This window comes from Allobosea sp. 05L423 (assembly GCF_056397745.1).
Genome location: NZ_JBFTOA010000020.1, coordinates 28,164 through 49,687, shown reverse-complemented (window position 1 = coordinate 49,687; position 21,524 = coordinate 28,164). Strand labels below are relative to the sequence as shown.

Genomic DNA, 21,524 nt, shown 5'->3' with positions numbered 1-21,524 from the left:
CCGTCATGCGGCTTCGCTCGCGTCGACATGAGGGGGGACCCCGGCGCCTGCCATGAGCCGTGCGAGGTCTAGGACGATGACGAAGGCTTCGCCCTTGCGCCCGAGACCGGCGATGTAGTGCGACTGCCAACGGCCGCCGACGTCGAGCGGCGCGTCGGTCTGCGCCGAATCGAGGCTCGTCACCTCGAAGACACGGTCGGCGACGAAACCGACGCCGAGAGTCCGGCCGTCCAGCGGCACGTCCAGAATGATGATCCGCGTCGCCTCCGTCGGCGCGACGCGCGGAAGGCCGAGCTTGGTGCGAAGATCGACGATCGGGAAGCCGGTGCCGCGCACGTCGATCATGCCGAGCAGGAAGTCGGGGGCGTGCGGGAGCTTTGAGATCGGCCGCATGTCGAGGATTTCTCGCACATGCGCGATGTCGATGCCGAAGGACTCGCCGTCGATCCCGAGCGTCAGATATTGTGCGTTCTGGGTCAATGCCGTCTCCGCAGGGGGAAGTCGTCAGGCGCCGGCAGCCGGCGGGAAAGGCGGCTCCGCCGAAGCGGAGCGCCCGCTCGTCTTCAGGAGGCGCGGCGGAACTCTGCGTCCCGTGCATCGTGGGCGTCGTCGAGATCGAAGGAGAAGCCTCCGGAGGCCGCCTTCGCGTGAGGCTTGGCCGCAAGCGCCTTGCCGGCCGCGGGCTTGGCAACCTTCGGGGTGGAGGCGGCCTTCATCTTGCTCGCCTGCGCCTTGAGCTGCTCCACCGCGCGGTCCACACCGGTGCCGGCTGCATCGATCTTGAAGAAGGCGATGGCGGTCTGGAGCTGCTCGGCCTGAGCCGCGAGCTCTTCGGACGTCGCGGAGACTTCCTCCGAAGCCGCGGCGTTCTGCTGCGTCACCTTGTCGAGCTGCTGGATGGCCTGGTTGATCTGCGCGGAGCCGACATCCTGCTCGCGGCAAGCGGCGGTGATTTCCTCGACCAGCTCTGCGGTCTTCTTGATGTCGGGGACGAGCTTGGCGAGCATGGAGCCGGCCTCCTGCGCGACCTTGACCGTATCGGTCGACAGCGTGCCGATATCGGCGGCGGCAGCCTGGCTGCGCTCGGCGAGCTTGCGGACCTCGGAGGCGACGACGGCGAAACCCTTGCCGTGCTCGCCCGCCCGGGCGGCCTCGACGGCCGCGTTGAGGGCGAGCAGGTCGGTCTGGCGCGCGATCTCCTGGATGATGGTGATCTTGGAGGCGATGGTCTGCATGGCGTCCACCGCCTTGCCGACCGCGATGCCCGAGGCCTCCGCGTCCTTGGCCGACTGGGCCGCGATCTGCTCGGTCTGGCTGGCGTTCTCGGCGTTCTGCTTCACATTCGCCGCCATCTCCTCCATCGAGGCCGAGGCCTCTTCGGTGGAGGAGGCCTGTTCCGTAGAGCCCTGCGAAAGCTGCTCGGCGCTGGCCGACAGCTCCTGCGAGCCGGCGGAGACGTTTTCGGCGGCGCGCAAAGCGTCGGACACGACCTCGCGCAGCCTCTCGACGGTGCCGTTCAATGCGGTCAGCAGGTCGCCGACCTCGTCATTGCTGCGGGCGCTCATCGTGCGGGTCAGATCGCCCGCGGCCACGGCATTGGCGAGGCCGACGGCACCGGCGAGACCGCGGCTGATGCCGAGCGCCATCCAGGTCGCGACGACCATCGAGATCAGGGCCGAGATGGCGACGATCGCGACCAGCAACATCTTGGCGAGGCTCGCCACTTCGGCCGCGTCGGCGCTGATCTCGCCCATCCGCTTTTCGGCGAAGGTGCTGTACTGATCCATGGCCGCGATCGTGGCGTTCAGTGCGTTGCGTCCGTCGCCCTTGCTGAGCTGCGTCGCCTTGATGTTCCCGCCTTCGCGCGCGACCTCGATGGCGCTCCTCATGGCCGTCTGCAACTGCTCGGACTGGGCTTCGAGAGACCCGATCGAGAGACCGGCCTCCTTCAGCGCGGACAGGGCCGATGCGGTGGCCGGGCGCAGGAGTTCCGTCTGGGTCAAAGCGGCCGCGCTGCGGGCGGCAAGTTCGCTTTCGGTGGTCGCCGTGAAGATCTCATAGGTCATCCGCAGCGCGCGAGCGGTCTGATAGCGCATCATCAGAACCTGGCGCGCCGCCGCCTCTTGCGCCGAGCCGCCTTGCTGAGCGAGATCGCGGGCGAGGCTGTCCAAAGCGGTGTTCTGGGCGTTCAGAGCAGGAAGACCGCGCGCGGTCCACAGAGCCTCGGCCTTGTTGCCGGAATTGAGCTTCGCTTGCCGGATGGTCTCGTCCTGAACCGTGTCGAGCGTCTTTCGGGTGCCGACGATCTTGTCGAGCAGCATCTTGCCCTGATCGCTGGCCTTCTGCTCGAGCTCGGCGATGATCTTGCCGGCTTTCTCCCGCCGTTGAAGAACATCGGCAGCGAAAGCCTCGATGTCCCGGCCTTCGGACGCCAGGATCACGTTTTTCTCGGAGCGGACCTGGCCTTCGAATTCCGCCTGAAGATCACCGAGCAGGCTGACCTGCTTGGCCTGCCGCAAGATTCGCTGCTGGGCCTCCTCCATCTCTGCCAGGCGATTGTAGGCAAGGCCCCCGGCGGTGACCGAAAGGGCGATGATGACGCCGAACGACGTCGCAAGCTTTGCTTTGATGGTGAATCGCATGTGTGGCCCCGATCTGCGTCGATTTCTTTAAATCAATATGGTCGATATGCAGGGAATTATGATGAATTCGCCGTTCCATTTCGTGATGAATCGAATGTATTCAGGTCGCCAGCTCATGCCGAATCGTGGAGTCGTCTGGGTATCGTCTTGCGAGATCTCGGTGACCTCGTAGACTTTGTCGGCGATGATGCCGAGCGTGACGGGGTCGCCGTCGATCTCGACCTCGATCACGACGATGCGGGTGTCGGGCGTGGCTTCGATCTGCGGCATCCCGAAGCGCTCGCGCATATCGGCGAGCGGGATGATGTTGCCGCGGACATTGATCAGCCCGGGCAGATGCGGACGGGCTCCTGCGACGCGGGTCAGCGGGACCGGGTCGATGATCTCCCGGACCATCTCGGTCTCGATCGCGAAGATCTCCGGGCCGAGGCTGATCATCAGGGCTTTCATGGCGCCGCGCGAAGCGGGGCCCGGAGAGACGCCGGCCCGCATGGGGGGCGTTTGCGTCCGCATCATCACGCCGCCTCCGTCATCTTGCCCATTTCGGCCTGCGTTTGCCCCAGCCCGACGAGCTGGGCCACGTCGAGGATCAGCGCCGCCGAACCGTCGCCGAGAATGGTGGCGCCCGAGAACATCGTGACGTCGGCATGCAGCTTCGACAGCGACTTGATCACCGTCTGGTGGCTGCCGATGATCTGGTCGGCGACGAGTCCGACCCTGACCTCGCCGGTCGAGATGATGATGACCTTGGGATGTGGGTCCGGCTCGCCCACCGCGCCGAACTGCTCGCGCAGCCGCAAGAACGGGACAAGCTCTCCGCGCACGCTGAGGAAGCTGCGCGCCCTGGAGCGGTTCTCGTCGGCAAGGGTCAGCTCGATGCATTCCTCGACCGCCGAGAGCGGGATGATGTAGCGCCCCTCGCCGACCCGGATCAGCAGGCCATCGATGATGGCCAACGTCAGCGGCAGGCGCAGCGTCATGGCCGAACCATGGCCCGGGATGGTGGCCAGGTCGATCGATCCGCGCATGCCCTCGATGGTGCGCTTCACCACGTCCATGCCCACACCACGGCCGGACAGTGCCGAGACAGTCCGCGCCGTCGAGAAGCCGGGGTGAAAGAGGAGCTGATGGATGTCGTGTTCGGAGAGGCTGGCGCCGGCCTGGAGCAGTCCCTGCTCCTCTGCCTTGCCGCGGATGCGATCTGTGTCGAGGCCGCCGCCATCGTCCTGTACGGAGACCAGGACCTGGGCGCCGACATAGCGTGCGGAGAGCTCGATGCGGCCGCTCGCCGGCTTGCCGATCGCGGCACGGCGCTCGGGGCTTTCGATGCCGTGGTCGATGGCGTTGCGGATGAGGTGGACCAGCGGGTCGGCGAGGCGCTCGATCATGGTCTTGTCCATCTCGGTGTCCTCGCCGACCGTGACGAACTCGACCGGCTTGGCGAGGTCGCGCGAGAGATCGTGGACGAGACGCCGGAAACGCCCGAAGAGCGAGCCCATCGGCACCATGCGCACGCCCATGGTCGTATCGCGCAGGCCAGAGGCGAGCCTCTCGATCTCCTCGGCGATGGCCTTGATCGCAAGGTCTTCGCTGGCATGGGCCAGCTGGGACAGGCGAGCCTGGGCGATGACCAGCTCCCCGACACGGTCCATGAGTTCGTCCAGCCGTTCGGCCTGGACGCGCACGGTCGAGCTCTTGTCGTCCGCCCGGCGGTTGTATTCGATCTTCCCGGCCGCCGGCTTGTTCTTGGCTGCTGCCGAGGGGGTGGGCGTGACCAATGCGGGAGCTGCCGCCGCATCGGTGACGGCGCCGGACGCAGTCACCGTCTCCTGCGATGCGCCGGCGTCGAGCGGCGTGATCGCGAGCGTCATTTCGTCCCGAACGAACGTGAAGATGTCTTCGATCGCCTCGCGCGGGCACGGAGCACTCAGTGCGACCCGCCAGCGGATGAAGCAGCCTTCCGGATCCAGCGCAGCAAGATCGGGCACATCGTCGAGATGGGCGGTGACCGAGCAGGGGCCGAGGTCGCGCAGTTCATCAAGCAGGTTGAGCGGATCGGTGCCGTTGCGCAGGACGTCCGGCAGGAAAGCGATGTCGATCAGCCAACCCGGCGCCAGATCAGGCGCGGTCGGCGCATTCGCCGCCGCCGGAGCGTCGCCGAGCCCTGCGACCAGGCGGTGCAATCCCGCTACGATAGCCTCACCGATGATCTCGTCTGTGGAGTCGGGATCCTCGATGAGGATCCGGATGTAGTCCTTGGCCGAGAGCGCGACGGTGACGATGTCATGGTTCGCCTCGATCCGGCCCTTGCGGATCAGGTCGAAGGCGGTTTCGAAATCATGGGTGAAGGCGGCAACGCGGTCGAAGCCGAACATTGCGCCGGAGCCTTTGATGGTATGCAAGGCCCTGAAGGCGGCATCGACGAGATGGCCTTCGTTTGGTCGCTGACCTAGGTCTAGCAGCACCGTCTCGAGCGTCTCGAGCAGTTCGGCGGCTTCCTGCCGAAAGATCTCTGCCGGATCGAGCTCCTGCATCAGCGCACCAGCTTGGCGACGACCGCGAGAAGCTGCTCGGGCTTGAAGGGCTTGGTGATCCAGCCCGTCGCGCCGGCAGCCTTGGCCTGTTGCTTCATCACTTCATTGGATTCGGTCGTCAGGAAGACGATCGGCACGCCGGTGAAGCTGGGCAGCGCCCGCATGCCGCGGATCATGTCCAGCCCGTTCATCACCGGCATGTTGAGATCGGTGATCACGAGGTCGAAGCGCTGCGCCTTCGCCTTGGCCAGCCCATCGGCGCCATCGCCAGCCTCGGCTACCTGATGGCCGGCGCCGCCAAGGACGAGCTTGATCATCTGCCGAATGCTTGGAGAATCATCCACCGTCAGAACGCTGGCCATAATCATCACTTTCCGGAAAGAAGGCGGGTGTTTACGCCAGTGAAACGCTGGTGCGGGCGAAGGCCGAAACAACGGCCGCGGAGGCCCCTTCGATCGTCAGCCGCAGCCCGCGCGCAGCGAAGCTGCAGCGGGCGCTGACAACGAGCTGAACGAAGGTGATGTCGGCGGCCTCGATGTTCGCGCAGTCGATCTCGGCGGGTTGGCCTGCGGCAAGCAGGTCGCGCATCCTTTCCGCGACGGCGCCTACGCCCCTGATCGAACAATCCGGCGGCATGCTGAGCCGAACCGGTGTTGCGATCGATTCCGGTATCGCCTGCGGCATACTCAGTGCTCTCCCAATGAAAACATCATCCGGATGCACATGTCTTACGAACTAGATTGATGACATATTAAGGGAGTTGCGACGAATATTATACAATTCTTTACGGTTGTTCGCCGAGCGAGTCGTGCGTGCGCTCCCGGAGTCGCAGTGGAGTAGTTGCGTAACTCCGCGTTTACCATACGCGCAATTTGGGCGTCGGAGCCGCCGGGGCTTCCCGTTTCGGTGGGCAACAGCATTCACCGTGCGCGACGAGTCTCTGACGGCAACTCGCCGAAAAGTCGGCGATACTGCGCGGCAAAATGACCGCGGTTGGCGAAGCCCCACCGGCGCGCGATCTCCTCTACCGAGCGTTGCGAATGCGGATCCTCTAGCTCGCGGCGCGCGCCGTGGAGCTTGGCGGCCTTGATGTATTCCTGCGGCGACGTCCGCAGGACCTTTCGGAAGCTCTGCTGCAACGTTCGAAGGCCAACCCCCGCCGCGTGGGCTACATCCTGGACCGTAATGTCCTCGTGAGCATGGGCGAGGATGTGGTCGACAGCTCGCCTGATCTGCAGGGGAGCATTCTGCGTGCCCCCGTGCGACATGCCCCGCGAGTAATTATGGGGAAGGTTTTCCAGCACCAGCGCGACCCAGCTCGATTGCAGGAAATCGGCGGCGCAGGGCGAGATCTCCGGAGTTCTGCCGCCCGACGATCCGGCGACGGTCGCAGCGAGAATCGCGGCAAGCACATAGCCCGTCCCCTGACGGATGTCGAAGCTGGTGGCGATCTGAAGCTGCTCATCGAGCCGGCGCCCAGCCAGTCTTTCCAAGAGCGGAACGATGTCATCGATCCGGACCTTGAACATACAGAACTCGGTTCCCGCCAAGAAGGTCACTCGCCGCGCCAAGGAGGTGTTCAACGCAACTCCGTCGCCCCTGCGACAAGTCAGGAGCCCGTCTTGGACCTCGAGGCGCACATCCCCCGATAGGACAAAGATGGCGGTGATGTTGTCCGGGCAATCGACGAAGGCTCCTTCGAGGCTCTGCGACACCCTCGACAGCATGATCGTCGTGTTGGCGATCTTGATCGATAGGAGCTTGTTGCTACCGGATCTGTCCGCGTTTTCTTCAGTTCGAAAGTGATACCCCAATATGCGTTCGTATGATAAGATCAGATCCTCGGATTCAACTGCAGGAAGGTTGATATTGATGAATGTATTATTGATAATATCCACGTATATATCCTAAATACATATCAAATATATAAATTAATGCTCGATTCAAATTTGTAATTATTGAGTATTTCGTCAGGAGCCATCCAAAATCGGCGCCTGATAATTTGTATTAAATATCGAAATTCGAGTAGTATGTGCATCACAATCCCGAGCGTGCGGGTGTATGCGCGCAGGTAAGCCTCCTCGTATTTGGCCGATTTCCGGATGCGCTCGACGAAGACGCTGTCGAGTCAGGCCCTTGCCGTGGAAGCGAATTTGATGCCGGGAGCGATCAGCAGGGCGATGAACTTACCGCCGGCAAGCCGCGGGCCTTGATGGCCCTTGACGATTCAGGCCTGCCGAAGGGGGCATATCCTCCTCGACCGTCTCGACGCGGACGGCGACATCCATGGTGATCGCCAGCTGCCAAGCCAGCCTTGGCGGCTGACCAGTCGGCGACAGCCGGCGGATCGATGAGGCCCCGCGCCATGGGGATATGGATGAGGTCGCTACGCGCGGTCCTCCGGTCCATCGCCGGTTGGCGGTTCCGAGTTGATGGTTCCTGTCCCGCGCGCGGCCTCGCGCATTGCGCCTCCAAATGCGAAGACGCGGCTTGCGCGACAGAACCATGTTCCTTTGCGTTGCCCTGGACGACACCTCTTGGCAGACCTGCGCATACGCAGAAAAAGCGCCTGTGACGGCGCGTCAAAATTTACCATTCCTGCGAATAGTCCGGGATGTTTAACGCCTCTCGGTGTCTTGCTGGCTATAGTCCGAGTCGCGCTGATAGACTTGGAAATAACTCGGCATGTGTGGTTTTGGCGGCTATTTCGGGACCGTCCCGGATGGAAGGACGCTCCTCGAGAGGATGACGGCCGCCATTGCGCATCGCGGCCCCGACGAGCAGGGGTTCTTCACTGCAAAAGCAGCCGGCCTCGGCCATGCGCGGCTGTCCGTCGTCGGGCTGGGCGATGGCCAGCAGCCCATGTCCGACGCAACGGGCCAACTGACGATCGCCTTCAACGGCGAGATCTTCAACTATGTGGAACTGCGCGAGCAGCTTCGCGCCAAAGGCCGCCAGTTCCGGACAACCAGCGATACCGAAGTGATCCTGCATCTCTATGACGAGATGGGGGAGGATTGCGTCTCCATGCTCAATGGCGATTTCGCCTTTGCGATATGGGACGGCCGCCGCCGCCGCATGGTTCTGGCGCGCGACCGCATGGGAGTCCGGCCGCTCTTCTATACCCGGCGCGGCGAGCGCCTCTACTTCGCCTCGGAGGTCAAGGCGCTGCTCCAGGTCCCGGGTGTCGTGGCGGAACTCGATCCGGTCGCGCTCGACCAGATCTTTACGCTCTGGGCCCCGATCGCGCCACGCACGGCCTTCCGCGACATCTACGAACTCGAACCCGCAAGCCTGATGATCGTGCAGGAGGGCAGCGTCTCGACGCGGCCCTATTGGAGTCTGGCCTATCCGGACCGGGACGCGCCGTCCCGGCATCGGGACGAGCGCGCCGTGGCCGAGGAACTGCGCGCCCTGCTGACGGAGGCGACGCGTATCCGCATGCGCGCCGATGTGCCGGTCGGCTCCTATCTCTCGGGCGGCCTCGATTCCTCCATCACATCGGCGTTGGCGGCGGGCAGGGCGCCTGGGGGCCTCAGAACCTTCTCGGTCACCTTCGACAGCGCCGAACATGACGAGAGCGCCTTCCAGCTCGAGATGGCCCGCGCGCTCGGCACGCATCATAGCGCCGTCGCCTGTGGCGAAGGCGACATCGCCGCCGTGTTTCCCGACGTCATCCGCTTCACCGAGCGCCCAATCCTCAGGACCGCCCCCGCGCCGCTCTACAAGCTCTCGCACCTCGTACGGGAATCCGGCCTGAAAGTGGTGCTGACCGGCGAAGGCGCCGATGAGATCTTTGCCGGCTACGACATTTTCAAGGAGGCCCGGGTTCGTCGCTTCTGCGCCAGGCAGCCCGGCTCCCGCATGCGGCCGCATCTGTTCCGCAAGCTCTACCCCTATCTGCCGGGGCTGAGGCAGCAATCGGCCGAATATCTGGCATCCTTCTTCGGGGCGGGCGGCACGGGGCTCGACGACCCGCTGTTCTCCCATCGCGCGCGGCTCGACGGCACGGCGGCGACGAAACTGTTCTTCTCGGGCGACCTGCGTGCGACATTGTCGGGATATGATGCGGCCGAGGACCTCGCCGCGCGGCTGCCCGAGGCTTTCGCCCGCTGGCACCCCCTGCACCAGGCGCAATATCTGGAAGCCCGCTTCCTTCTGCCCGGCTATATCCTGTCGAGCCAGGGCGACCGCATGGCGATGGCCCATGGCATCGAGGGCCGCTTTCCCTTCCTTGACCATCGTCTGGTCGAGTTCGCTGCCGGCCTTCCTCCCGAGATGAAGCTGAAGGGGCTCGTGGAGAAGCATATTCTTCGGGAAGCGACCAAGGATCTGCTGCCGCCTGCGATCGGCAGGCGACCCAAGCAACCCTATCGTGCACCGGACAGCCAATCCTTCGTCGGGGCGGGGGCGAGAGACTATGTCCGGACGGCGCTGAGCGAAGCCGAGATCGGCGCCGGCGGGCTCTTCAATCCGAAGGCGGTGGCAAAGCTGCATGAGAAATGCAGTCGCCACCCGGCCTCCGGCTTTCGCGACAATGCGGCCTTCGTCGGCATCCTGTCGACGCAACTCTGGCTGAAGGCCTTCACCGGCACAGGCAGCTGCAGCGCCAAGGCGGCCTGACACCATCCAAGAGAGGGAAAGACATGACAGATACGATCCGAGACGCCGTGAAGGCCTTTGTCATCGAGAACTTTTTGTTCGGCGACACCACCCACGCCATCGCCGATACGGACTCGCTCATCGAGAACGGCATCATCGACTCGACCGGCGTTCTGGAACTCGTGGCCTTTATCGAGGACCGTTACCAGATCACCGTCGCGGACGCCGATATCGTGCCGGCCAATCTCGATTCACTGGCGCGCATCACGGCCTTCATCGCATTGAAGACCGCATCGCTCGTCACGGCCTGACGGCTAGCAGCACAGGTCTTGGGTTCATGCGGGTCGAGCAATTCCTCATCACAAGCGCGGCCGCGCATGGCGCGAAGACGGCGCTCGTCACCGACCGGAAGCGGTTGCGCTATGACGAGCTGGACGACCTGTCGAACCGGCTCGCGGCTGCTCTCGCCGCGAATGGCGTGCAGCGCGGCGACCGCGTTCTCGTCTTCATGGATAATTGCTGGGAAGCCGTCGTCTCGATCTTCGCGGTTCTCAAGACGGGCGCGACCTTCAGCCCGATCAACGCCTCCACCAAGGTCGACAAGCTTGCTTATGTCATCGGCGATTGCGAGGCTGCGGCGATCCTGACCCAGGCGAAGCTGATGCCCGTCGTGACGCAGGCGCTTGCGTTGTCGGACGGACCGCTTTTCGTTGCGTCGACGCAGGCGCCATCGGGCCTTACGCCGGATGGCGCCGCCTCCTTCGAGGATTGTCTCGACGTCGCGCCCGGGTCCGTCAGTCATGGCGGGATCGACATCGACCTCGCCATGCTGATCTACACTTCGGGCTCCACCGGCCGCCCGAAGGGCGTGATGATGACGCATCGCAATATCGATGCTGCCGCGGAGTCGATCACCACCTATCTGCGCAACACCCCCGACGATGTCATCCTCAACGTCCTGCCCCTGGCTTTCGACTACGGCCTCTACCAGTTGCTGATGGCGATGCGGCTCGGCGCGACCCTCGTCCTCGAGAAATCCTTTGCCTTCCCGCAGGCGATTTTCGAGCGCATCCGCGCTGAGCAGGTCACCGGCTTCCCGCTCGTGCCGACGATGGCGGCGCTGATCCTGCAGATGCGCGATCTCGAACCGGGCTTCCTGCCGAGTTTGCGCTATATCTCGAACACCGCCGCGGCCCTGCCGCCCCCGCACATTGCCCGCCTGCGCGAACTCTTCCCCGGCGTGCGGATCTATTCCATGTATGGCCTGACCGAGTGCAAGCGTTGCACCTATCTGCCGCCGGAGGAACTGAACCGGCGGCCGGGTTCCGTCGGCATCGCCATCCCCAACACGGAAGCGATCGTCGTCGACGATGAGGGCAACCGCGTGCCGCCCGGCGTGGCGGGGGAGCTGGTCATCCGTGGCCCGCATGTCATGCAGGGCTATTGGCGCAACGAAGTCGCGACTGCGCAGATGCTGCGCTCTGGTCCGCATCCCTGGGAGAAGCGCCTCCATACCGGCGACCTGTTTCGGACGGATGAGGAAGGCTTCCTCTATTTCGTCGGCCGCAAGGACGACATCATCAAGACGCGCGGCGAAAAGGTCGCCCCGAAGGAAGTCGAAGCGGTGCTGCATGCGCATCCCGGCATCGCGGAAGCCGTGGTGACCGGCGTGCCGGACCCGGTGCTTGGCCACGCCATCGCCGCCGTCGTCGTTCTCTCGGACGAGACCCTGAGCGAACGGGACATCATCCGCCACTGCGCCGCTCATCTCGAGGATTTCATGGTGCCGAAGCTCATCGAATTCCGCCATGAACTGCCGAAGACGGATACCGGAAAGGTCAGCCGAAGGCTGGCGGCCGAAACGCTGGGAGCGGCGGAATGAACATCTCGCCTGCCTCGAGCCGTCCTGCCTTCTCGGCTGAGACGCTGACGCTCGATGACGCCGCGGAAACCGACCGCATCGTGACCGGGCTGCGCGAGCAGTTGCGCGGCATGCGCAAGCGCGGGCTCGTACTCGGTCTTTCCGGCGGCATCGATTCCAGCGTCTCGGTCGCGCTGGCAGTGCGCGCCGTCGGCGCAAAGAACGTCTTCTGTCTGTTCATGCCGGAAAGCGACTCCGATCCCGAGAGTCTCCGCCTCGGCCGGCTGGTCGCCCAGACCTTCGGCGTCGAGGCGGTGGTGGAGGATATCGGGCCGACGCTGCAGGCGATGGGCTGCTACGAGCGGCGCGATGCCTTCATCCGCGAGCTGGTGCCCGGTTACGGGTCTGGCTGGGCCTCGAAGATCGTCATCGCCTATTCGCTCGCAGGCGACGGCTACAACATCTCCTCGCTGGTGGTTCAGGATCCCGAAGGCCGCCAGATCAAGCTGCGCATGCCGCCAGCGGTCTATCTCGGCATCGTCGCTGCGACCAACATGAAGCAGCGCACGCGCAAGCAGGTCGAATACTATCACGCCGACCGGCTGAACTTCGCCGTGCTGGGTACGCCGAACCGGCTCGAATACGACCAAGGCTTCTTCGTGAAGAACGGCGACGGCGCCGCTGACGTCAAGCCGATCGCGCATCTCTACAAGAGCCAGGTCTATGCGCTCGCCGCCCATCTCGGCATTCCCGAGGAGATCCGCCGGCGACCGCCGACGACCGACACCTATTCCCTCGCGCAGACGCAGGAGGAGTTCTACTTCTCCCTGCCCTATGACCGCATGGATCTTTGCCTCTTCGGCCTCAACAACGGCATCTCGGCCGCAGAAGTCGGCGCCGCCGCGAAGCTGACGGCGGTCGAGGTCGAGCGGGTCTGGGCCGATATCGCGGCCAAGCGCAGGGCGACGCGCTATCTCCACCTTGGCCCGCAACTCGTCCGCCCTGTCGCGGAAATCGCCGGCTGAGACCGGCGCCGCGGTTGGGCCTATCGGCGTCGTTGCGGAGCGCGGCGATCGACCAGGCGCCGGCTATTCGAACGGCTCCCCGGCCAGGCGATTCCAGTGTTCACCGGCCAGCCCGTTGAAGAAGCCCTGCGCGTTCACGAATGCGTTCACCAACTCCTCGTCGCGCGAATGCACGACGGTCGAGGCGGGTTGGGTGAAGGCAACCCGCCGACCCAGCATCGCGGCCAGCAGGGCGGGCTGCGTCCGGCCGCGCAGACCGGCAGCGCCGCGCTGCGCCGCATGGCCGATCAGGCAGTCGATAACGGAACCAGCCTGCCCCGGCACAGCCAGAACCTGCAGGACGCGCGCGACCCGGCCCGGATGGGCATGGTAGAGGAAGGCGCCGATCGGAGCCCCGTTGGCGGAGGAGACGGACGCGAAGACCGCCGCGCCATAGTCCGGCTTCTGGGACGCCTCTTCGATGATGTGTGCGAGTTGCTCCTCGCTCCAGTCGGGGCGGAGGGCGAACTGGCGCGTCAGCGGCTCTATGAGGGCCGCAAAGCCGGCCCGATCGGTTTCGGTGACCTTGAGGCCCTTGCTGGTCCAGATCTCCGGAACTCCGGTCCAACGCAGCTCATTCTCCTGCATCCGTCCGCGCAGGTAGCGATCGAGCCCGCGCGCGAGCGGGTCGAACAAGCGGGCGGCGCCGATCCGTCTCGACGCCAGGTCGAGCACGAAGGCGGAGGGCCGGATCACCCGGAGCCAGTCCAGGCTGTATTGGGGCAGGGCGACACCGCGCAGTCTCGTCCACATCTGCGTCGACAGGGCGTTCGCGGTCTCGCTGAACGAGATGTCCTGCGGCCCGGCCAGGAACGTTCTGAGCAACCTTGCGCCGGCCATCGGGTCGTTCGCCCGCGGCTCGACCATCAGCGAGCCACAGATGGCGGCACGCAGCTTGCGAGGGCCATGGCTCATCGGCAGCACATTCACGCCGACAAAGCCGGAGATGTCACCTTCGCTCGCAACATGGACAAGCGACGCGATATCCGGATCGCACAGCGGAGCTTCGAGATACAGCCGGCGCAGATAGGCTTCGAGCGCCGGCGGAGGCGGTTTCCTGTCGTCCCGGAAGGTTCTTTGAAAGAGCCCGGCGACAGCCGGAATATCTGCGACCTGCAGGGGGCGAACCTGGCTCATGCTCAACCAGCCGAGGATGCGGTCGCGGGCGCGCCGTTCCGCAGTTTGCGAGCAAGCGCGACGCGCGGCATTCCGTCTTCGTCCGCGGCGAATGTCACGGGCTCATAGGCTTTGGTTCTGGTTATCAGCGCCGTGACCTGGCGGTCCTGCCCCTGCCCGAACTCGAACAGCAGCCAGCCGTCCGGCTTAAGGAAATCGACTGCGTCCCGGATCAGCCGCTGATGGATCGAGATGCCATAAGGCCCCCCGTCGAAGGCCTCGCGCGGCTCGGCTTCCAGCAGATGAGCGCTCTCGCCTTCGAGGCGTGCGGTCGAGATATAAGGCGGGTTGCAGACGATCATGTCGGCCGCGCCGGCAAGCCCGTCCTCTGCCAGGGCGCCGAACAGATCGCCTTGCCGGATGGTGACACGGTCCTGAACGGCCAAGCGCTCGGCATTGCTCCGGGCCAGCGCAACCGTGCTGTCGGTCATGTCCGCCGCCCAGACACGGGCCGATGGAACTCCGGCTGCGATTGCCAAAGCAAGGTTGCCCGAGCCGCAGCACATGTCGATCACCGTGGAACCCGGAGCGCGATCGTGAAGGATCGCGATCGCGCGCCTTCCGAGCAGCTCGGTTTCCTGACGCGGCACGAGAACGCCAGGAGCAAGTTCCAGCGTCACGCTCATGAAACGATGCAGGCGAGGCTCGAAGCCGCCGGGTGGGGCAGATTCTTTGGGCGGCACGGCGGCTCCTCCGTCACTGGACGGGAATACATGCATGATGAACTATCGCGCTCCGGTAAACGGCCGCTGAAAAACCGCGACTGCTCGATTTACCGAGCGGAAGGGCTTCTTCCGACGGACCGACCCAAGGACCTGGAGCGTTTGATACGGACGGGGATCGCCGCGCCCCGCACTGCCCAAATCAGCTGCCGCGCAAGATCGGACCCGATGCCATTGTCAGGGAGGTCGCGAGCCAGAGCGTTCTGGGCCTATCGCGATGAGCGCTTGATATCCGGATAAGGTTCAAGCTGGCTCAGGAGCATTTTGCCGGACCTGGAGATCTGGCGCAGGCGTCTTGCATTCACGAAGGCCTCAAAGCTCCGGATCGGAAGTGCCTCGCTGAAATAGTAGCCTTGAGCCACGTCGGCACCTTCCTTCATCATGAAGGCCAGATCCTCCACCTGCTCGATGCCCTCGACAATGGTGCCGAAGCCCAGCGAGCGCGACAACGACAGAATCGTCCGGACGATCACCTGCTGTTCGACGCTCGCTCGCGCACCCTGAACCAGCGAACGATCGATCTTGAGCGTATCGAACTTCAGGCGGGCGAGCATCGAGAGATTGGAGTAGCCGGTTCCGAAATCGTCGATCGAGAAGCGGACGCCAAGCGCCCGCAATTGCCTCAGCTGTCTTTGAACAACGTCCGAAGCACGCATGGCCACGGACTCGGTCACCTCCAACTCGAGGCGCGAGGGCGGCACACCTGCCTTCAGGAGGCAGTTCTCCACCGAGATGGCAAAAGTCGGATCTTCCAGTTGCAGGACCGAGACATTGACCGAGATTCTGATCTCGCCCGCTTGGCGAAGCTCCTCTATCGCCCGCGCGAGGACAAATTGGCCGAGATCGGCGATCAAGCCTGCTTCTTCCGCGACGCTGATGAACTTTCCGGGAGGAATGGCGCCCCGCGAGGGATGCGCCCAACGCACCAGAGCCTCGGCCCCCACAACTCCGTTGTCGGCCAGAGAGATCATCGGCTGGTAGAAGACATCGAGCGAGCCGTCCCGCAATGCGGTTCGCAGGTCCTGCTCGAGCGCTCTCCGCTCATGCATGAGCTCCGCCGCTTCCGCGGTGAAGAACGCGAAAGAGTTCCGCCCCTTCCGTTTGGCTTCGTACATCGCAACATCGGCGTTGACGAGAAGTTCGTCATATCTGACGCCGTCCCGGCCGGAGATCGCAATTCCGATACTTGCTCCGATCGTCATATGGGTGCGATCGATGACGTAATTCTCGCTCAATCTCTGGATCAGAGCTTCTGCACAAGCACGGAGGCCATCAACGGTCAGCGGCCCGCTCAGAATGATCAGGAACTCGTCACCGCTCAAGCGCCCGGCCGAGAAATGACGGAAGTCTCCAGCCTCCTGCCGCTCCTCGAAGAACTGCTTGAGGCGAGAGGCCAACTGCCGAAGCAGAACGTCGCCTGTCTTGTGGCCGAACGTGTCGTTGATCGATTTGAAGCGGTCGACGTCGATGAAGAAGAAGGCCACGACATCCTTGCCGCTCAGCAAGGTGCTCATCCCCTCGATGCGGATCTTCTCCCGGTTGGCGAGCTCCGTCATCTGGTCGAAGAAGGCGAGCTGCCGGATGCGGCCAAGGCTCTCGCGAAGGTTCGAGAGCATCACTTCGAAGGCTTGCCCGAGGCTGCGCACCTCGCCGATACCGGATGCGTTGAACGGGATATCGAGGTCGCCGCGCGCCACCGACGTCGCGGCGGACGCCAATTGAGGCAGACCGCGGGTGGCGCGCTTGACGCTGATCAAGACCACCAGCACCAGCACGCCGAGCGCGCCAGCAGCAAGAAACAGGAACCATCGAAACAGGGTGCCGGCCTGGCGCTCGCTGATGCGCTGCAGTTCATTCTGCGTTTCCTCGACCTGCGCGGCATCGACATGGACGCAGACCAGAAGGCCGAGTTGATCGGGGACGCAACGCGCCACGCGCCCGCTCCCGTCCATCGTGAGCAGACCATCCGGTGTTTGCGAAGCCGCTGGCTTGAGGCCGACCGGCGGCTCACCGCCGGCGGAGATGATCTTGTCGCTATCCACGACAGCGACCCCGGCCTGTACAATTCCGGCGAAGAGCTCGAGAGTTTTCTCCGAAGGGGCGAGCGTTCTCAGACCCACCAGCGCTCCCGCCACATCGCCGAAGTCGTCAAAGACGGGTTCGATCGCGAGATGTGCGATGGTTCGGCCTTGCGGGAGCCCTACCGCGGCATTGAAGCTTTCCGACACCCGGTACGTTGCGTGATGAGACCATCGGACCAGGCGGCGATTGTCCTTGAAGATCGAAGTGATGGCCTCCTTGACGCCAAGTGCCGAGAGAGCTTCCGAAGCGGCGAGCAGGTCTGACACGCGGCTGCCGCCGATGACGGAGCCGGTCGCATCGGCGACGAGCAAAGCGTCGAGTTCGCCGGTGACGCTGGCGGGAGCCAGCAACTCCTGAATGGCCACATGATTGGCGGAATCGACTGCCTTCACGATGTCGAGCCGCTGGGCGAGATACCGCGTTTGCCGACTCGCTTCGCCGAGCAGGACCGAGACGCGTGCCTGGGCGAGCAAGGCTTCGGCGTCGAGCCTGCGCGCGATCTGCTGACGGGACAGCTGTGCCAGCGCATGCGCCTGCTCGACGGCATCCTCACTGAGGCGCAACAGGGCAACGAGCCCAACGACGGCAAAGGTTACGGCTCCCGTCACCATGACCACGAAGGCAAGATGCGTTCCGATATGAGCCGTCGAAATCCAATCACGCCAAGCTGAGCGCAGGCGCCACCTCCGGGCGCCCATGGACCTTAATACATGGCGCAGGGAACGCCCATCCGTGCGGCCAGGTTTATCGATCTGCCTGGCGCTGGCCTGATCCTGCGGCACGAAGCCCACTCCACGACGGAAATTTTTCGTCCATCCTGGCAGCAACCATTGAAGCTTACGTAAATTCAAAACTAGAAGAAAAATCCTATCATTTTTACGTTTTCGGTTAGAAATTGTTCATGCGGTCATGGCAATTCTGATCATCCTTCAGCGGAAGATTTTATCGATCTATGACATCCTGCTCGACTGCATTGATCTTTGGTCTCCTGGCTCTCTGCAATCCCGTCAGGGCCGACGAGCTGATCGTGGTCGGCACGGGGGATGGCGTGGAGATGCTTCAGGCCGTCGCCAAGCGCTTCCGGGACGTCGAACCGACCATAGAGGTCAAGATTCCTCCCAGTATCGGCTCGGGCGGCGGCATTGCCGCTGTCGGCTCCGGAACGGCGAAGCTGGCTCGCGTCGCCCGTGTGCTCACCGATGCCGAGCGGGCACGCGGCTTGATCTACGTCCCGGTGGCCAAGATATCCTGCGCCTTCTTCGTTCATCCCAGCGCTGGCGTTACGCAACTGAGCGGAGAGCAATTGACAGGCATCTATGCGGGCCGGATTTCCAACTGGAAGGACGTCGGCGGAGCCGACCAGCGCATCCGCGTCGTCCGGCGCGAAGAGGCGGACAGCACGCTCACGACCTTGCGGGCTACCATGCCGGGTTGGCGAAACCTCGAGATCACCGAACGCTCGAAGACGGCGACGTCGACCCAGGAGGCCGTCGAGACGGTTCGCCTGACGGAGGGCACGATCGGCTTCGGGCCGTATAGCCGGCTTCTCGACATCGGCACACAGGTGCTGAAGGTCGACGGCCTCCATCCGTTGGATCCGCGCTATTCGAGCAGCGGTGAAATAGCCTATGTCTACAAGGAAGGTGCGCTGACGCCGGAGGCGGAGAAGTTCATCGCCTTCACCCGCATCCCAGATGCGGGCAGCGTGATCCGGGAGTTCGGCGCCATTCCGACAGCGCCCTGAGCCCGGCGAGACAGCGCTGCTTCAGGGGCGGAGGTTTTCAGTCGTCTGGGTCTGCGGCGCCTTGGGCCAGTTTGCAGAGCGCGCAAAGAAGAAGCCCGCGATCCTGTCCCTTATCGTCCGCTTTGCCACCGAGGCGACGAATGGGTCGGCGTAGCAGGTCGTGCCGGCAGCCTCGCAACGCGCCTGCACCGCCGCCACCATCTCGAAGGAGCCGGCGACGTAGACCGCGTCATCCGGGCGGAGCGCCGGCATATGATCGGTCGGGCGACCACTCAGGATGCCGGCTGCCTTGGCGCCGCTGCTGGTGGGCATGATGCTGGCAACGCCGGTTTCAGCCAACCAGGCCAGCGAGTCGGCCATGTAGAGATTGCGGGCGTCGCGCGCACCGACGATCACGACCATCTCCCGTGACGGCTCGCGGTAACGCGCTGCGCGGGCAATGGCCCAGATGGGAGCCCAGCCGGTGCCGGCTGCGACCAGAACGATACGCCCGGCGCCAGTCCGATGGAATGCACTGCCGTAAGGCCCTTGCACGGTCACCTTGTGCCCTGGGCGGATGCGTGTTCCGAGGTCTGGCGATACGACCCCGCCGACCTGCCGGCGGATCTGCAGGATCAGCTCATTGCGCTCCCCGGTTCCGTCGGTGCGCAAGGTCGGGCTGTAGTCGCGGCTCGGGTACCCGTTGAATTTGCATTTGACGTATTGGCCCGGGAGGTAGGTGAAATCCCTCCTGAGCAGGAGCGTGGCTTCGATGATGTCGGGTGAGATCGGGCGAATGGCCGAGACTGTTGCGGCCAGCTTGCGAACCTCGGGAACCGCATCGAACTGGAGGACGGCGTCGCCGATCACGCGGGCCTGGCAAGCCAACACCGTATCGCCCTGTTGCGTTCCCTGCGCATCGACTTCGCCAGCATAGACCCGGACGCGGCAGGTCTCGCACTGGCCTGTGCAGCAATCATGCGGAATCAGGATGCCCGCGCCCATGGCCGCTTCGAGCAGGCTGTCGCCCCGCGCGACCGCGGCTGCTTTGCCATTCACGACGAGGGATACCTGCTTAGCCATGGCCTACTCTGTTCGCGGTGCTGATCGAGGCGACCTGCCCTGGCTGGATCGCCGCGCGCCTTATCGGACGCGAGGTGGCGATCCAGGCCTTTGTGTGAGCGCCTTCTCCGAAAAGTGGCCGGCTGCCTTAGTGCAGCTTGAGGGTGACGGGGCGAACGTGCCGCGTATGCCGCGTCTGCGTGTGGTCGAACACTGCCACCCAGAGATAAACGGGCGTTCCAGGCTCGAAATCGACATCGTAGGCACTGCCCGTTCTGAGATCACGCGAGGCTTCCAGGGTCCAGTACCCGTCCTTCCAGCGCGCTCCGGCACGGATCTGGGCGCGATCTCCTTCATAGGCACCCAGGATCACCACGCCGGGCATGACGGTGCCGACCGGTATGCGTGCATCGGCCTCTGCGCTGTAGGGGGCGCTGTCGGTCTCGGTAAGCCACCACCGGGTGCCCTCATCATGAATCAGCTCGGGGTTCTTTGCGTCGAACCGGCCAAGAGCGGCCATGGTCGCGGCGGGATCGTTGGGCAACCGTTTCGGCGTGACGGGGCCGGCATAGCCGCCAGGCCCTTCGAAGCCGAAATTATAGCTGTAGAAGGCTCGGCCGGGATCGTTCCAGTATCCCCCTTGGTAACGTGCCCGCTTGGCCGCCTCGTCGGCCGTCGGCTCGCGCGGGGGGCCGATATATTGATCATCCATGTAGCCAAGCAGGCCGCCGCGGGAGGCCTTCCATTGCCACATGTCGATGACCGACCCATCGCCGGTGTAATGGAGGCCTCGCTGATTGAGCGAAGAGGGCTTGTCGTCGAGCGGCTTCGGGCCGAGATGGGTCGCTCCGCCGGCTCCAAAACCGTCTGAGCGCGAGAAGATTACAGCGAACTTGTCCTCGTAGAAATCGACCACATCGGCTTCGCCGGCATGCGTGCCGACGACATGCCAGCCATCCTGCTGCTTGAGCAGGGGAAGCCGGGCGAGCGAGCGCGTCGGGTCTTGCCAGCGGAAGGCAAAATAGATCTTGGCGCCATCGTGCACGGCGCGGATTTCGACGGTCGACTCGCCTGATCCGCCGAGATTGGCCCCCTGCTGCGTCCTGACCCGAACCGGCCGCGCGTTGCGCCAGACGTCTTCGTCGAGCACTCCATCCAGCGTCGGCGGGGTTCGCGCCTGCCCGACGACCAGTTCGTCGCGGCTACCGAAATCGAGCCCGACCGCAGCGGCGGCGACCGGGATTGCGATAACGGTGGCCATCAGCAAAGGCCGCTGGCTGCGTCGCCCCGCTGCCGGCATGAGCCGGGCCGGCCTGAAGATCCGGAGCAGCTGGCGCCAGCCGCCATAGCCGAAATGCGACAGGATATGGACGAGCGTATAGGCGAGCATGCTCATTGCCGCCGTCACATGGACGGAAACAACCCAACCGCCGAAGCCGAGATATAGCAGGATGCCCGTCACGGTGAGCACGATGACCAGGGCATAGAGCAGCCAATGGAGCAGGATGTTCGCGCTCATCCAGCGCAGCTTTGACGTGGTGGCCATCCGCCACATCTTCAGCCGCCGAAGAGCGACGCGATTGCCGAGGCCGCTGAGCGCCATATAGGCGAGATAGGCCGTCGATGCCCCGAAAAGCGTGAGGCCGGCGATGATATGGACGCTCCAGATCTCGCCCTGCGGCAAGATCGGCGCCATCCATCGCGAAATCACGGCATCGAGCGCATCGGCGGAAATGCGCAATCCGGTGGCGAGGCTCACCATCACGGCCCCCACCGTCAGCCAATGCAGCAACAGCGTGCCCACATCGGTTGATGGCCAACTCGCTTCCGACGGGGTTTGCCGGTTCGGTGTCTCCCGTGCGGCGGTTGACGTAAGCTGGGCCTCGCGCACTCGCGGCCTTTCGGCTGAGTCCGTAAGCTCCACGTTCGACCCGGTCATGATCAACCTCGATCTGGCAGGACGCGTCGACATGAAGCCCCCCGACTGCATGGTTAATGAAACTTAACTGCGTTCTGGGGGCAAGCTCGTCATCCGGCTAGCCACAGGGACTGTTGA

General features: G+C 64.1%; 17 protein-coding genes. 5 read left to right on the top strand and 12 right to left on the bottom strand.

Translation table 11 applies throughout. The features are described from left to right. Nucleotides 1-3: 3 nt before the first annotated feature. From AC1DNE_RS26135 to AC1DNE_RS26105, 7 genes are all read right to left on the bottom strand, one after another. Nucleotides 4-480, bottom strand: a complete 477-nt coding sequence (locus AC1DNE_RS26135) for a chemotaxis protein CheW (protein ID WP_476765244.1) — start codon at nucleotides 478-480, stop codon at nucleotides 4-6. A gap of 83 nt (nucleotides 481-563) precedes the next feature. Next, nucleotides 564-2,642, bottom strand: a complete 2,079-nt coding sequence (locus AC1DNE_RS26130; RefSeq protein WP_476765243.1) for a HAMP domain-containing methyl-accepting chemotaxis protein — start codon at nucleotides 2,640-2,642, stop codon at nucleotides 564-566. Between the two features lie 27 nt (nucleotides 2,643-2,669). Then, the gene (locus tag AC1DNE_RS26125) at nucleotides 2,670-3,080 is read right to left on the bottom strand and encodes a chemotaxis protein CheW (protein WP_441469015.1); all 411 of its coding nucleotides are present in this window, start codon (nucleotides 3,078-3,080) and stop codon (nucleotides 2,670-2,672) included. A 77-nt stretch (nucleotides 3,081-3,157) separates the two neighbouring features. After that, complete coding sequence (locus AC1DNE_RS26120; RefSeq protein WP_476765242.1) at nucleotides 3,158-5,176, bottom strand: chemotaxis protein CheA; 2,019 nt, start codon at nucleotides 5,174-5,176, stop codon at nucleotides 3,158-3,160. Further along, entirely contained in the window at nucleotides 5,176-5,538 is a 363-nt protein-coding gene (locus AC1DNE_RS26115) for a response regulator (RefSeq protein WP_441469013.1), read from the bottom strand. Before AC1DNE_RS26115 ends, AC1DNE_RS26120 begins: the two co-directional genes overlap by 1 nt. A 31-nt stretch (nucleotides 5,539-5,569) precedes the next feature. After that, nucleotides 5,570-5,812: an STAS domain-containing protein gene (locus tag AC1DNE_RS26110; protein ID WP_441469501.1), complete on the bottom strand. Its 243-nt coding sequence runs from the start codon at nucleotides 5,810-5,812 to the stop codon at nucleotides 5,570-5,572. Nucleotides 5,813-6,096: 284 nt separating this feature from the next. Next, the gene (locus AC1DNE_RS26105) at nucleotides 6,097-7,074 is read right to left on the bottom strand and encodes an AraC family transcriptional regulator (RefSeq protein WP_441469012.1); all 978 of its coding nucleotides are present in this window, start codon (nucleotides 7,072-7,074) and stop codon (nucleotides 6,097-6,099) included. 787 nt (nucleotides 7,075-7,861) lie between these two features. Between AC1DNE_RS26105 and asnB the strand changes: the two genes are divergently transcribed. The 4 genes from asnB to nadE are packed head-to-tail and all read left to right on the top strand — an operon-like array spanning nucleotide 7,862 to nucleotide 12,664. Continuing rightward, entirely contained in the window at nucleotides 7,862-9,799 is a 1,938-nt protein-coding gene (asnB, locus tag AC1DNE_RS26100) for an asparagine synthase (glutamine-hydrolyzing) (protein WP_441469011.1), read from the top strand. Nucleotides 9,800-9,822: 23 nt separating this feature from the next. Then, the gene (locus tag AC1DNE_RS26095) at nucleotides 9,823-10,089 is read left to right on the top strand and encodes an acyl carrier protein (protein WP_441469010.1); all 267 of its coding nucleotides are present in this window, start codon (nucleotides 9,823-9,825) and stop codon (nucleotides 10,087-10,089) included. Nucleotides 10,090-10,115: 26 nt separating this feature from the next. Further along, nucleotides 10,116-11,660 carry a class I adenylate-forming enzyme family protein gene (locus AC1DNE_RS26090; protein WP_441469009.1) on the top strand — a complete coding sequence of 515 codons (1,545 nt, stop codon included), beginning with the start codon at nucleotides 10,116-10,118 and terminating at the stop codon, nucleotides 11,658-11,660. Then, complete coding sequence (gene nadE, locus AC1DNE_RS26085) at nucleotides 11,657-12,664, top strand: NAD(+) synthase (RefSeq protein WP_441469008.1); 1,008 nt, start codon at nucleotides 11,657-11,659, stop codon at nucleotides 12,662-12,664. Before AC1DNE_RS26090 ends, nadE begins: the two co-directional genes overlap by 4 nt. Before the next feature lie 63 nt (nucleotides 12,665-12,727). Here the strand turns inward: nadE and AC1DNE_RS26080 are convergent, their stop codons facing one another. The 3 genes from AC1DNE_RS26080 to AC1DNE_RS26070 form a co-directional block, all read right to left on the bottom strand. After that, a complete protein-coding gene (locus tag AC1DNE_RS26080) occupies nucleotides 12,728-13,840 on the bottom strand; it encodes a hypothetical protein (RefSeq protein WP_441469007.1) in 1,113 nt (370 codons plus the stop codon). Nucleotides 13,841-13,842: 2 nt separating this feature from the next. Beyond that, nucleotides 13,843-14,505 (bottom strand): N5-glutamine methyltransferase family protein, encoded by a 663-nt coding sequence (locus AC1DNE_RS26075; RefSeq protein ID WP_441469500.1) that lies wholly within the window; start codon nucleotides 14,503-14,505, stop codon nucleotides 13,843-13,845. Nucleotides 14,506-14,810: 305 nt separating this feature from the next. Continuing rightward, nucleotides 14,811-17,465 (bottom strand): bifunctional diguanylate cyclase/phosphodiesterase, encoded by a 2,655-nt coding sequence (locus tag AC1DNE_RS26070; protein ID WP_476841270.1) that lies wholly within the window; start codon nucleotides 17,463-17,465, stop codon nucleotides 14,811-14,813. 170 nt (nucleotides 17,466-17,635) lie between these two features. Between AC1DNE_RS26070 and AC1DNE_RS26065 the strand changes: the two genes are divergently transcribed. Beyond that, entirely contained in the window at nucleotides 17,636-18,427 is a 792-nt protein-coding gene (locus AC1DNE_RS26065) for a PstS family phosphate ABC transporter substrate-binding protein (protein WP_441469005.1), read from the top strand. 21 nt (nucleotides 18,428-18,448) lie between these two features. Here AC1DNE_RS26065 and AC1DNE_RS26060 read toward each other — a convergent pair whose 3' ends face one another. Continuing rightward, entirely contained in the window at nucleotides 18,449-19,489 is a 1,041-nt protein-coding gene (locus AC1DNE_RS26060; protein ID WP_441469004.1) for a 2Fe-2S iron-sulfur cluster-binding protein, read from the bottom strand. Between the two features lie 127 nt (nucleotides 19,490-19,616). Next, nucleotides 19,617-21,272 carry an ethylbenzene dehydrogenase-related protein gene (locus AC1DNE_RS26055; protein WP_441469003.1) on the bottom strand — a complete coding sequence of 552 codons (1,656 nt, stop codon included), beginning with the start codon at nucleotides 21,270-21,272 and terminating at the stop codon, nucleotides 19,617-19,619. Nucleotides 21,273-21,524: the final 252 nt, after the last annotated feature.